Below are 12,059 nucleotides of genomic sequence, written 5' to 3'. Positions count from 1 at the left end.
CGGTTAGCCGAACTTGTCAATGACGAGACCCTGGAAGCCTGTTCGACCGGTCTCCGTCGGCATGTCGCGTGCCGCGGCCGTTGGGGTTCAGGGCGCGGGCGATGCCTCGCGAGCCGACGGTCTACCCGGTGCCGATCGACGGCGAGCCTGGTCGTCTTCTCCGGACCTCCAGGCCTCCGGACCTGCTCGGGCCGGAAGGGGCACGCACTCTGACCCGCCGGGACGGTTCGCTGCACCGTCCGGCCGAGCCGCCGGGCGATGTCCGGCTACCGCCGATGCCGATGGGTGCGCGGTTCCGGCTTGACGTGAACCAAGGTTGAGGTACGAACCTGTTCGTACGGCGCCGCGAGGGCGCGGACAGACCCACTGTGACCAGCAAAGGACCGTCATGCCCGAAGAGCAGATCCGGTTAGCGGTGATCGTCGGCAGTGTCCGCGAAGGGCGGCTCGGCCCGACCGTCGCGGAGTGGTTCGCGGGCCGGGCCCGGCGGCACGAGAGCCTGGACGTCGATGTCATCGACCTTGCCGAGACCCCTCTGCCGATGGTGATGCCCCGCTTCGGGGCCGCGCCCGCCGCGGAGGTGGCGCGGGCTCTGGGGGTGCTCACCTCGCGGCTGGCCAGAGCCGACGCGTTCGCCATCGTGACGCCCGAGTACAACCACAGCTTTCCGGCCTCGTTGAAGAACGCCATCGACTGGCACGACCGGCAGTGGCACGCCAAACCAGTTGGTTTCATCTCCTATGGCGGCATCTCCGGTGGCCTTCGAGCGGTCGAGCAGCTCCGCCTGGTCTTCGCGGAGCTGCACGCGGTCACCATCCGAGACACCGTCAGCTTCCACGGCGCCCGGAGGAATTTCGACGACAAGGGGGAGCCGGTCGACCCGCAGGGCTACGACGGCGCGGCCAAGGTCCTGCTCGACCAGCTGACCTGGTGGGCGCGGACGCTGCGTGAGGGAAGGACCGCCCGCCCTTACGTCACCTGAGCCGAGGGGGACGGTAGGTCAGGGGATCAGGACGATCTTCCCGGTGGTGCGGCGGGTCGACAGGAGTTCGTGCGCCTTCGCCACCTCGGCCAGCGGCAGTGTCTGATCCACGTGAACCCTGAGCCGTCCCGACTCCGTCAGCGCCGTCAGCCGCGACAGGTCGGCCGCCGAGGGACGCACACTCACCACCGCGAGCCGTATGCCCAGCTCGGCCGCGCGTTCCGGCGTGATGCCGAGGTTGCGTCCCAGCGCTCCGACGAGCAGGCCGCCGGGCTTGAGCGTGGCGGCGGAACGTTCTCCGTACTCGCCCCCCACCAGATCGAACACCACGTCCACCGGCTCGGTCTCCGTGACGAAGTCGACGGCGGTGTGGTCGATCGGGGTGTCCACGCCGAGCCCGCGCAGGAAGTCGTGCTTGGCGGCACGGGCGGTGCCGGTGACGTGCGCCCCGAGGTACGCGGCGATCTGGACGGCGAGGTGGCCGACCCCTCCCGCGGCGGCGTGAACGAGCACCCGCTGCCCCTCGTCGAGGCGGGCGATGCCGACCAGCGCCTGCCAGGCGGTGAGCCCGGCGAGCGGGAGTCCTCCCGCCTGCTCCACGGGCAGGGGCGCGGGCCTGTGGACGATCTCGTTGGGCGAGGCGAGCACGTAGTCGGCGTAGGCGTTGCCGGCGTCGGGGAAGGCGAGCAGGCCCAGAACCTCGTCACCGGGGGCGAACGCGGACACGCCGGGTCCCGTGGACTCGACCGTGCCCGCGACGTCCCAGCCGAGGGTGAAGGGCGGCGGGCCGAGCAGTGGGATGAGCCCGGCGCGGACCACTTCGTCGACCGGGTTCACCCCGGCGGCGCCGACCTTGATCAGGACCTGTCCGTGATCCGGCTCCGGCCGGTCGACCTCGGCGACATCGAGTACGGAAGGGGCGCCGACGGCGGACTGGGTGATGACACGCATCGTGATCTCCTCTGAAGGGAAGTTTGTCGAGATCAATCTCCCTGGAGTCGGTATCTATATGGAAGAAGGCACCTTTTAGCGATATAGGTACCTTATGGAAACCACTTCTCACCTGCGAGATCACGGCGCCGTCAACGCGTACCTGAAGGAGTGCGGCTCACGGAAGGTCCTGGAGGCGATCGCGAACAAGTGGACCTGCCTGCTGGTGGACGCCCTGCGGGACGGTCCGGTCCGGTTCGGCGTGCTTCGCCGCAGGCTCGATGGGATCACCCAGAAGAGCCTCACCCAGACATTACGGAACATGGAACGCGACGGGATGGTGATCCGCACGATCTACCCGACGATCCCGCCCCGGGTGGAGTACGAGCTCAGCATGCTGGGGCACAGCGTGGTCGCGCTGATGGAGGGCATCAAGAGCTGGTCGGAGAAGCACGTGGCCGAGATCATGACCGCTCGCGAGCGCTACGACCTCCGTGCGGCCGAGGAGCCCAGACCGGTCCGGACGAGCTGAGCGGACCCGGCGTTCGTCCGCGGGGCGAGCGTGCGCGGCCCCTGGACGAACCGAGCGGATCTCGGCCCGTCCAGGACCCGGGCGTGCGCGGTCCCCGTCCGGGATCCGGGCCCGCCGCCGGTCACCACGCGCGGCGGCGCCCGCCACGCGGAACGAACTCCGTGTGGCGGGCGCCGTCGTCTCCGGGGTCACGGGTGGTCTGTGACGACCGTGGATCCCCTCCGCGTCCCGGACTCACCGCCGCGGCGCGATCCCCGGACGTCGGTTCACCAGCCGCCGCCGGACCTGTAGAGCTGACCGCGCACCGCGCCGCCGCCGAACTCGGTGGTGTGCAGGTTGGTGTACCAGTTCTTCGGGTTCTTCTTGATGCCCCGGGCGATGTCGGGCTTCACCGACGCGGTGCCCGCGATCCCGGTGACGCCCTTGGGCAGGCCGTTCGAGTCGGCGAAGAAGTCGATCACGACATCGCCGTTCTTGCCCTTCTTGCCCCGGTGGATGTGCCCGTTGGTGGGGGCGGCGAGCTTCTCCCAGATGGTGGCGTAGTAGACCTTCGAGCCCTTGATGCCGACGAGCCATTCGGCGCGACCGTTCGGGTCGCCGACCTTCTTGCCGGGGACCGGGACCTCCTGGCGGCCATCGGCGTTGGAGTGGTAGACGGGACGCACGCCGGCGGCGAGCACGTTGGACAGGTTGGTCGGGCTGATCCTGTGCATCTGGGCGCGTACCGCGCCACCCGGGAACTCGGCGGTGTGCAGGTTGAGGTACCAGTTCTTCGGGTTCTTCCTGATCCCCGCCAGCAGGCCGCCGTCGTTGATCCTGACGCTGCCGAGGATGGCCTTGCTGCCGCCGGGCAGGGCCTCCATGAAGAAGCCGACCTTCACGTCGCCGTTCTTGCCGGCCTTGCCCTGGTGGATGTGGAACGCGGTGGGGGTGTCCGTCCCTTCCCACCGTACGGCGTAGGAGACCTCGTTGCCGCGGATGCGGACCACGGCGACGGCCTTGCCGTCCTTGTCACCGACGGCGGGACCGCCGCTGGTCGGCACCTCGTTCTTGCCGAGCAGGGTGCCCGCGAAGTAGGCGTCCGCAGTGCTCGCGGTGCCGGACGGTGTGGCCGCGGTCGTGCCGGCCTGCGCGACCGGCGCGAGGGTCGCGGAGAGTGCCGAGAGCATGGTCGCGGCGATGGCCACGCCGGAGACGGTGAGGGTGCTGCGCATGGACCGCTTGGACATCGTGGACCTCTCGTAGCTGTAAGGGGCTGCTGCGTTCTTCAGCCGGTTGTACGGCGCTACGCCCGACGATGGTTCAACATTCAAATACGTAAAAATACGCAGAGGGAAACGGCCGGGAAAAAGCCCTCCCGCAGAACGGGAGGGCTAAAATGCCCGGTCAGACCGCGACGGTGAGCAGCGTGTCCCCGCCGTTCGTGCGCACCTCGAAGTGGTCTATCCCCGCAGGTCCCCAGGCGACCCCGCCGTGCACGTAGAGCGGTTCCGGGGAGCCGGGAACCCCGTATCCCCGCTCGGGCACCGCCCATCCGGTGACCACACGCCGCTCGCCGGTCGGGGAGACGGCGACCAGTTCGCACTCCAGCGGCCCCTTGACGCCCTTGAGCTCCAGGACGGCGTGGGTGCCCCAGCCCTTCGCCTCCAGCACCAGGCCGCCGGTGACCCCGGAGGCGCCCTTACCGGCGAGCGGGGTGCCTGTCCGATACGCCTCTTCCGCGGGACCGTGCGCGGAGTGACCGACGGGGACGCTGCCACCCTCGCCGGAGATCGCGGTGCCCGCCGCGATCCCTCCGGCGACAAGGGTGACGGCCGCGGCGGCGCCGATCACGAACGTGCCCCTGCGGGCACGCCGGTCGGCCGTCCTGCGGCGGCGCAGCAGGTTGACCACCTCGGTGGGATTTCCCTCGCCGGCACCCGCGACGTCGTCCCTGAGGGGACCGATGCCGGCGAGCGCGTCCGCCACCCCCGACAGCTCCCGGAGCTCCGCGGTGCAGGACGGACAGGTGGCGAGGTGGTCGGAGAAGGCCGTCCGGTCGGGCTCCCCGAGGATGCCCAGGGCGTACGCGCCCACATCGGTGTGCTCCACCCGCGAGGTCATGCCGTCACCCCTCTCTCCTCAAGGGCGACGCGCAGCGCGCGGAGGGCGTAGTACGCCCTCGACTTCACCGTGCCGACGGGGATGCCGAGCGCCTCGGCGGCGTCGTTCACCGACCGGTCGCGCAGGACGGTCTCGTTGAGGATCTCGCGATGGGCGGGGGACAGCGAGTTGAGCGCGTCCGACACGACGACCTGTCGCAAAAGATCTTCCATCTGATCGGGCATGGGCACACTCTCCAGTGGTCCCTCACCCGCCTCGTGGGGACGCGCGTCCTTACGGCGTTGGTCATCGATCACGATATGTCTGGCGACCGTCGCGAGCCAAGGCATCAGGGACGACGCGTCGGCGTCGAACCGGTCCGCGCTGCGCCACGCGCGCACCATGGTCTCCTGCACCACGTCCTCGGCCCACTGCACGTCGCCACGGGTGAGCCGTACGACGAAGGAGAGCAACGGCCGACGGTACGTCCGGTACAGCTCCGCGACGACCAACTCGTCGTCGGGGGCGTCGACCGGTCGCAGGCGATGGGAGCGGCGCGGCCGGTCACCGGACCGGGAGGAGGCTTTCACGATGGGGTCTTCTCCGGGGGAATCGGCCGACAGGGAGGTACAGGCGCCTTGCCGGGTCACCACGCGCTTCCCGCGGTTCGCGCCGGGCGGCCGTGACCGGAGCGCGGGGTGGCGTCGCCCGCCGCTTCGCGGTCGCGGATGCCGGGCTGCGGTTCCGCGATCACGGCTGTGCTCGCTGGAACGGGCCGCCACAGGGCGTCCATGATCACGCTGTGCCCTCCCCGGTTCGGGCGCCGGACGTTTTCCGGTGTCGGCAGGCAGTACGTCGCCGGATCCCCGCGGGTTCAACGGATCATGTGGTTTTCCGATTGTCAGCCGAAAAACCTTCGCACCAGGGGTGAAAGCAGGCTGATTTCCGGTCGCGGCACCACTCCGACAGGACATGCGGGCCGGCCGCTCTCCCGAGGTGCGCGAGCCGCCGGGGACGGGCCTCCCGACGGGAAGGTCAGATCTTCCACGACTACGGCCGTCAAGTGGCCGGGTCTCCTGGAGCGTACCGCTCAGGCCGCGGCACGCCGGGAGGGCGGGCCGCGGCGATGTCACAGGACCGGACGGACGTGGGTGACGAGACGGCCACCGTCGAAGACGTGAATGGCGATCTGCGGCGGCAGGTCGTAGTCGACGGGGATCGGGATGTCGAGCTCCTGGCTGAGCCGCAGCGTGGAGACGACCCCCGGCGCCACCGAGAGCGGCAGGCCCGCGAAGACGGTGCTCGCCGCGGTGTGGGCGTGGCCGGTGATGACGGAAACCACCTGCGGGTGCCGCCGTACGACCGCTTCCAACCGCTCGGGGTTCCGTAGCCGGATCCCGTCGACGTACGGGATGCCCAGGGACACCGGCGGGTGGTGCATGCCGACGAGGGCCGGGGTGTCCGGAGCCTCGGCGAGCACGCCGTTCAACCAGGTGATCGTCTCGTCCTCCAGGAAGCCCTCGGGCCGCCCGGGGACGCTGGAGTCGCACAGCGCGACGGTGAGCCCGTTGAGCCTGAGGACCTGGTTGACCGGCCCGTTGCCGCCCTCGTCGAGGCCGAGCAGGGCCTTGCGGAACGCCGGACGGGCGTCGTGGTTACCGGGGCAGACGATCGTCGGATGGCGCGTGGTCAGCAGCTCACGCGCGATCTCGTACTCCTCGATCAGGCCGTTGTCGGCGATGTCGCCGGTCACCACGACCGCGTCCAGGGGACCGGGGAGGTTCTCCAGGTGTCGCATGACGGATCGGGTCCTGTCGATGCTGCGGGGAGAACCGTCGATGTGGACGTCACTTACGTGCGCCAGGATCAGCATCAGTCAAGAGTGACATATCCGGCTTCCCATCGCTGGGCATCCGGAGCGCCGAGCAGGAACGCACCGGGCGGGGAAAGCCGGTGTGAACAGGAGAAGCCGGGGTCCGTCCCTGCCCCTCGCGTGGGACGGACCCCGGCGGACCGTAGGCCGCACCGGCTACTCCCAGCGAAAGAACCGCGCCGCCAGCCCGCCCATGACCAGCACGGTCGCCACCATCACCACCAGGTGCAGCGGCTGCGGCGCGTGTCCCGCCCACGTGGCGCGGAGCGCGTCGGCGAACGGCGCCATGGGCAGGAAGTCCCCGATCCGTCGCACCAGGTCGGGCATCAGCTCCCGGGGAATCCACATCCCCGCCATGAACAGCAGCGGGAACATCAGCAGCGAGCCGATGCCCGGCGCCACCTTCGCGTTGGGCGCCACGGCGGCGATCAGCAGTCCCAGGCTCAGCATCGAGGCCGTGCCGAGCACGAACACCCCCGCGAAGGCGAGCGGGCTCCTGGGCAGGATCGACCCCAGGACGAGATGGCCCGCGCCGACCAGAAGGACGGTGGCGACGATCGCCACCACGAGGTTGTTGGCGAGCTGGGCGACCAGCAGCCGGATCGGATGGACAGGGGTGGTGGACATCCGGCGCAGCACGCCGCTCTCCCGGTAACTCACCAGCGTCGCCGGCAGGACGGTCAGCGCCATCGTCACCACCGCGAGGATCACCATCATGCCGGGCAGCTGCGTGTCGATGACCCGCTCCCCGCCCAGCTCGGGGGTCGCCTCCCGGAAGCCGGGGATCTGCCCCAGCGCGATCAGGAGGGCGAGAGGCAGCAGCATCGCGAAGATCGGGCTGCCCGGGTCCCGCAGGAAGAGCTTGGCCTCGGTCAGGAGCATCTTGTTCATGAGGAGATCTTCTTTCCGGTGAGGCTGAGGAAGGCGTCGTCGAGGGTGGCCTGCTCCACGCGCAGGTCGGTGGGTACGACATTCGCGGCGGCGAGGGCTGTCGTGACCGCGAGGAGCAGGTTGCCGGTGCCGGTGACCGCGACCTGCCCGCCGCTGCGGCTCACCCCGGTGACCTCGGGAAGGGCTTCGAGCCTGGTGTCGTCGAGCGGCCCTGACAACCGGAACCTGACGGTCTGCCGCCCGCCGACCCTGGCGATGAGGCCGGACGGGGTGTCCATCGCGACCACCCGGCCGGAGTCGATCAGGGCGAGCCGGTCGCAGAGCCGCTCGGCCTCCTCCATGAAGTGCGTGACGAGCAGGATCGTCACGCCGTCCTCGCGGATCCGCTCGATGAGCTCCCAGGTGTCGCGGCGGGCCTGGGGGTCCAGGCCGGTGGTCAACTCGTCCAGGATCGCCACGCGGGGGGTGCCGACCAGGGCCAGCGCGATCGAGAGCCGCTGCTGCTGGCCGCCGGAGAGCTTGCCGTAGGGGGTGTCGCGCTTGTCGGCGAGCCCGACGCGCTCCATCAACTTCACCCAGTCCGCGGGCCTCCGATAGAAGGAGGCGTACAGGTCGAGTGCCTCCCACACCTTGAGTTTCTCCGGCAGTGCGGAGCTCTGCAGCTGGACTCCCAGCTGTTCCCTGAGTTCGGTGCGGTGCAGGCCTCCGAGCACGTTGACGGTGCCGGAGTCGGGGACGCGCAGGCCCGCGACGCACTCCACGGTGGTCGTCTTGCCGGCGCCGTTGGGGCCGAGAACTCCAAAGATCTCGCCCTCCTCCACGGTGAACGAGACGTCGTCCACCGCGAGTTGGTCGCGGTACCGCTTGCGGAGGTTGCTGACCTCGATGACCTTCATGCTCACCGACGCTACGAGCCGCGCCGCACGCGGAGAATCCGTCTACACCCCCGGCGGGGGCGGGCCAGGCACCCGAGGGGGGTGTGGCTACCCCCACCCCCGCAGGGCACCCTCCACCACTGGGCACATATTGGACGTATCACCGACACTTGACCCATGAAGACGTACGCGGTGACGGTCGGCAGGGCACTCGTCCTGGGAGCGATGGCGCTGCTGGACGCGGCCCTCGTCGTCGTGATCCTGGTCACGTCCTTACTGACGTTCGGGCTGGGAATGATCTTCTTCTTCCCCCCGATGGTCCGGCTGCTCAGGTTTCGCACGGGGGTGGCGAGGAGGCTGACCGGCGGGTGGCTCGGGATCGCGGTGCCGGTCCCCTACCTGCCGTCCCCGCTGCCGGTGCGTCCCCAGCCCGACGGCTGGTACCGCTACGAGCGCCAGCTCTACAAGACACCGCGGTGGCCCGACTGGAACAACCGCCTGAAGTGGATGTTCGGCGACCCGGCCACCTGGCGGGACGGGCTCTGGGTCTTCTTCAACCCGCTGGCCGGTGCACTGCTGCTGCTGCCTCTCCTCCTGGCCGGGTACGCCCTCCTCACGTTCCGGTCCGATCTTCCCGCGGCCGGCTCACCGCTCCTGGCGCTCGCCGCGGCCCTCACGCTGCTCACGACGCCCGTCTTGCTGCGGGGGTACGCGCGGTGGAACCACCTGCTGCTGTCGCCCACGGCCAAGGCCGTGCTCACGGCGCGGGTCCAGCGACTCGACCAGGCACGCCTGGCGACGGTCGACTCCCAGGCCTCCGAGCTGCGAAGGATCGAGCGCGACCTGCACGACGGGGCGCAGGCGAGGCTCGTCGCGATGGGCATGACGCTCGGCGCGGTCGAGGAGCTGATGGACAAGGACCCCGCGGCGGCCAAGGCCCTGCTCGGCAAGGTCAGGGAGGCATCCTCCACGGCGCTCGTCGAGCTGCGCGACCTCGTCAAGGGCATCCACCCTCCGGTCCTGGCCGAGCGCGGCCTCGGCGATGCCGTGCGGGCCCTCGCGCTGGACAGCCCGCTGAAGGTCATCGTCACCGTGGACCTGGCCAGTCGCCCCGACTCGCCCGTGGAGTCGGCCGCCTACTTCTCGATCAGCGAGCTCCTCACCAACGCGGCCCGCCACGGCGGCGCCGAGCGGGTGTGGATCGACATCAGCAGCAACGACCGCGCGCTGCGGGTGGTGGTCACCGACGACGGCTCGGGGGGCGCCGACCCGTCCCTGGGCAGCGGTCTGCGCGGCATCGAGCGCAGGCTGGCGGCCTTCGACGGGGTGCTCGTGGTCAACAGCCCGAAGGGTGGCCCGACCACCGCCACGTTCGACCTGCCCAACGCCCTTTCGGGGGAGGGCGGGCCGGACCGCAAATCGTCTTTGCCCCGAGGCAAGGCGATCATCGTCGGGATCTGCTGGGGGCTCGGCTGGCTCCCGCTCTTCCCGCAGGGGCTGGTAGCGATGTTCATGAAGATCTTCGATGCCGAGGAGCGCAGCTGGGTTCTCGCGCTCTACCTGCCCGAGTCCCTGCAGTGGCCGTTGATCGTCTTCAACATCCTCCTGGGCCTGTCCATGTACACCGCGGGCACGCTCATCCCCGCCATACACACCCGCCAGCAGCGGCTGGCGGAGGTCCTGCCGGCCCGCCTATGGTTGGACCGATGCTGAGAGTCGTCATCGCCGAAGACCTGTATCTCCTGAGGGACGGCCTGGTCCACCTGCTCCAGGCCCACGACTTCGAGGTGGTGGCGGCCGTCGAGTCGGGGCCGGAGCTGCTGGGAGCGCTGACCGGGCTGCGACCCGACGTCGCGGTGGTCGACGTTCGCCTTCCGCCCACGTTCACCGACGAAGGGCTCCAGGCCGCGCTGGCGGCGCGCCGGGCCATCCCCGGTCTGCCGGTGCTCGTGTTGTCCCAGCACGTCGAGCAGCTGTACGCGCGAGAGCTCCTCGCCGACGGCTCGGGTGCGATCGGCTACCTCCTCAAGGATCGGGTCTTCAACGCCGAGCAGTTCGTCGACGCGGTCCGCCGGGTGGCGGCGGGGGGCACCGCGATGGACCCCGAGGTGATCGCGAAGCTGCTGGCGAGCACCGCCAGGCACCAGCCGCTCGGCGCGCTCACCCCACGCGAGCGCGAGGTGCTGGAGCTGATGGCCGAGGGCCGCTCCAACGCGGCGATCTCCCAGCGGCTGTTCCTCAGCGAGAGCGCGGTCGGCAAGCACACGGCCAGCATCTTCGCCAAGCTCGACCTCGCACCCTCCGACGACGACAACCGTCGCGTGCTCGCCGTCCTGACCTACCTCAACGCCGCCCGCGGCTGACTCACCTCGACGCGATCTCCCCTGACGTCCGCGCGGTCGACCTGCCGAGCCCGTTCCCGGCGAGCACGTCGCGCACCGACGAGCCGGCTCATCTCGGCGCCCGCGTGGACGATCCGCTTTTCTTCGGCCGGGTACCGGTTCTGTCGGTCTCAGCGGATAGCGTGCTGTTGAAGTACGGCTTCCGCGCCCGGTGTGCCGTTCGGGACGAAGGGATGATCAGGTGAAGTTCCAGGTTAACCGTGATGTCCTGGCCGACGCCGTGGCCTGGGTGGCCCGGGTGCTGCCGAACCGACCGGCGATCCCCGTCCTGTCCGGCCTGCTCCTGGAGGCCGACGACGGCGACCTCGTGCTGTCGGCCTTCGACTACGACGTCTCCGCCCGCGTCTCGATCGAGGCCGTCGTGGCGGAGCCGGGCCGGGTGCTGATCCCGGGCCGGATCCTCGCGGAGATCACCCGCAGCCTGCCCGGCGAGGTGGTGGAGGTCCTCACCAGCGGCTCCGAAGCGGTTCTGACCTGCGGAAGCGCGGAGTTCGGCCTGCTGACCATGCCGGTCGAGGACTTCCCCTCCCTGCCCGAGATGCCGCCGAAGATCGGCGCGGTCGGCGGTGTGGTCTTCGCGAGCGCGGTCAATCAGGTGGCCCCGGCGGCGAGCCGCGACGAGAGCCTCCCCATGCTGACCGGCATCCGGGTCGACATCTCCGGTGACGACGTGACCATGGCCGCCACCGACCGCTATCGCATCGCGGCCAGGGAGTTCGACTGGCGCCCGGAGACGGCCGGCACCACGGCCGCCGCGATGGTGCCCGCGCGGGTGCTCGTCGATGTGGCCAGGTCGCTGCGCGGCGGCGAGGTGTCGGTCGCGCTGGGCGACGGCGTGGCAGGTTTCGAGAGCATCGGCCGGGCCACCACGGTCCGCCTGCTCGACGAGCAGTTCATCGACTATCGCTCGCGGCTCACCGACGACTGGTCGATCAGGGCCGACCTGCCGGTGACGCCGTTCATCGACGCGATCAAACGGGTCGCGCTGGTCGCCGAGCGCAACACCGCGGTCCGGCTCTCCTTCGCCCAGGGGCAGGTCCTCATCCAGGCGGGCGGTGGTGACATCGGCCGGGGCACCGAGGTCGTCGACGCGGAGATCTCCGGTGGCGACATCCAGATCGCCTTCCAGTCCCAGTTCCTGCTCGACGGCCTGCACGGGGTCGAGACCGAGCTCGTCAGGCTCAACATGGAGTCACCGAGCCGACCGGCCCTCATCACGGAGGTTCCCGGCGATGCCGACCCCGCTTTCCGCTACCTCGTGATGTCCCTGCGCCTCACCTGATCGGACCCTGCCGCCGGCCGCGCCGTTTCGAGACGAGTGCTCGATACGAGCGCTCTCCGCGTCCGTCCCGAACCCATACCGGCCTCTCCTGCCGGGTGCCCTCGCGCATGTCAGGCGCTCTCATGTCGCGGGGGGGGGCCCGCCCCCGGGGGGGGGGGCGGGGCCGGGGGGGGGGGGGGCCCGGGGGGGGGGTGGGGTGAGGCGGCAACA

13 protein-coding genes are annotated in these 12,059 nt (G+C 70.2%); 5 read left to right on the top strand and 8 right to left on the bottom strand.

The features are described from left to right. The first annotated feature begins 388 nt into the window (after positions 1-388). Entirely contained in the window at positions 389-982 is a 594-nt protein-coding gene (locus ACFY3V_RS22610) for an NAD(P)H-dependent oxidoreductase (RefSeq protein WP_362901893.1), read from the top strand. Positions 983-1,000: 18 nt separating this feature from the next. On the opposite strand, the gene ACFY3V_RS22605 is transcribed toward ACFY3V_RS22610, so the two are convergent. Next, positions 1,001-1,933 carry an NADP-dependent oxidoreductase gene (locus ACFY3V_RS22605; RefSeq protein WP_362901891.1) on the bottom strand — a complete coding sequence of 311 codons (933 nt, stop codon included), beginning with the start codon at positions 1,931-1,933 and terminating at the stop codon, positions 1,001-1,003. A 94-nt stretch (positions 1,934-2,027) separates the two neighbouring features. Here ACFY3V_RS22605 and ACFY3V_RS22600 point away from each other — a divergent pair, with 94 nt between their 5' ends. Continuing rightward, positions 2,028-2,444 carry a winged helix-turn-helix transcriptional regulator gene (locus ACFY3V_RS22600; protein ID WP_389775949.1) on the top strand — a complete coding sequence of 139 codons (417 nt, stop codon included), beginning with the start codon at positions 2,028-2,030 and terminating at the stop codon, positions 2,442-2,444. A 266-nt stretch (positions 2,445-2,710) separates the two neighbouring features. On the opposite strand, the gene ACFY3V_RS22595 is transcribed toward ACFY3V_RS22600, so the two are convergent. The 7 genes from ACFY3V_RS22595 to ACFY3V_RS22565 form a co-directional block, all read right to left on the bottom strand. Continuing rightward, the gene (locus ACFY3V_RS22595) at positions 2,711-3,757 is read right to left on the bottom strand and encodes a CHRD domain-containing protein (RefSeq protein WP_389775946.1); all 1,047 of its coding nucleotides are present in this window, start codon (positions 3,755-3,757) and stop codon (positions 2,711-2,713) included. Positions 3,758-3,830: 73 nt separating this feature from the next. Next, complete coding sequence (locus ACFY3V_RS22590; RefSeq protein WP_362901885.1) at positions 3,831-4,547, bottom strand: zf-HC2 domain-containing protein; 717 nt, start codon at positions 4,545-4,547, stop codon at positions 3,831-3,833. Further along, entirely contained in the window at positions 4,544-5,068 is a 525-nt protein-coding gene (locus ACFY3V_RS22585; protein ID WP_386198990.1) for a sigma-70 family RNA polymerase sigma factor, read from the bottom strand. The genes ACFY3V_RS22590 and ACFY3V_RS22585 overlap by 4 nt, the downstream gene beginning before the upstream one ends. A gap of 104 nt (positions 5,069-5,172) precedes the next feature. Beyond that, positions 5,173-5,325, bottom strand: a complete 153-nt coding sequence (locus tag ACFY3V_RS22580) for a hypothetical protein (protein ID WP_389775943.1) — start codon at positions 5,323-5,325, stop codon at positions 5,173-5,175. Positions 5,326-5,655: 330 nt separating this feature from the next. After that, entirely contained in the window at positions 5,656-6,399 is a 744-nt protein-coding gene (locus ACFY3V_RS22575; protein ID WP_362901881.1) for a phosphodiesterase, read from the bottom strand. 156 nt (positions 6,400-6,555) lie between these two features. Then, positions 6,556-7,290 carry an ABC transporter permease gene (locus tag ACFY3V_RS22570; protein ID WP_362901879.1) on the bottom strand — a complete coding sequence of 245 codons (735 nt, stop codon included), beginning with the start codon at positions 7,288-7,290 and terminating at the stop codon, positions 6,556-6,558. Continuing rightward, on the bottom strand, positions 7,287-8,186 hold the full coding sequence (locus ACFY3V_RS22565; RefSeq protein ID WP_362901877.1) for an ABC transporter ATP-binding protein: 900 nt from the start codon (positions 8,184-8,186) through the stop codon (positions 7,287-7,289). Before ACFY3V_RS22565 ends, ACFY3V_RS22570 begins: the two co-directional genes overlap by 4 nt. A 156-nt stretch (positions 8,187-8,342) precedes the next feature. Between ACFY3V_RS22565 and ACFY3V_RS22560 the strand changes: the two genes are divergently transcribed. From ACFY3V_RS22560 to dnaN, 3 genes are all read left to right on the top strand, one after another. After that, complete coding sequence (locus ACFY3V_RS22560) at positions 8,343-9,878, top strand: histidine kinase (RefSeq protein ID WP_389775938.1); 1,536 nt, start codon at positions 8,343-8,345, stop codon at positions 9,876-9,878. Next, positions 9,875-10,528, top strand: coding sequence for a response regulator transcription factor (locus ACFY3V_RS22555; protein ID WP_350943521.1), 654 nt, complete (start codon positions 9,875-9,877; stop codon positions 10,526-10,528). The genes ACFY3V_RS22560 and ACFY3V_RS22555 overlap by 4 nt, the downstream gene beginning before the upstream one ends. Positions 10,529-10,748: 220 nt before the next feature. Further along, a complete protein-coding gene (dnaN, locus tag ACFY3V_RS22550; protein ID WP_350941805.1) occupies positions 10,749-11,849 on the top strand; it encodes a DNA polymerase III subunit beta in 1,101 nt (366 codons plus the stop codon). Positions 11,850-12,059: the final 210 nt, after the last annotated feature.

The sequence above is a fragment of the Streptosporangium sp. NPDC000095 genome, from assembly GCF_042899335.1.
Lineage (GTDB): Bacteria > Actinomycetota > Actinomycetes > Streptosporangiales > Streptosporangiaceae > Streptosporangium.
This window is presented reverse-complemented; position numbering and strand designations above follow the sequence as displayed.

Coding starts and splice junctions, on each gene's coding strand:
- ACFY3V_RS22610 (WP_362901893.1), top strand. CDS start 389: ATGCCCGAAGAGCAGATCCGGTTAGCGGTGATCGTCGGCAGTGTCCGC.
- ACFY3V_RS22605 (WP_362901891.1), bottom strand. CDS start 1,933: ATGCGTGTCATCACCCAGTCCGCCGTCGGCGCCCCTTCCGTACTCGAT.
- ACFY3V_RS22600 (WP_389775949.1), top strand. CDS start 2,028: ATGGAAACCACTTCTCACCTGCGAGATCACGGCGCCGTCAACGCGTAC.
- ACFY3V_RS22590 (WP_362901885.1), bottom strand. CDS start 4,547: ATGACCTCGCGGGTGGAGCACACCGATGTGGGCGCGTACGCCCTGGGC.
- ACFY3V_RS22575 (WP_362901881.1), bottom strand. CDS start 6,399: ATGCTGATCCTGGCGCACGTAAGTGACGTCCACATCGACGGTTCTCCC.
- ACFY3V_RS22570 (WP_362901879.1), bottom strand. CDS start 7,290: ATGAACAAGATGCTCCTGACCGAGGCCAAGCTCTTCCTGCGGGACCCG.
- ACFY3V_RS22565 (WP_362901877.1), bottom strand. CDS start 8,186: ATGAAGGTCATCGAGGTCAGCAACCTCCGCAAGCGGTACCGCGACCAA.
- ACFY3V_RS22560 (WP_389775938.1), top strand. CDS start 8,343: ATGAAGACGTACGCGGTGACGGTCGGCAGGGCACTCGTCCTGGGAGCG.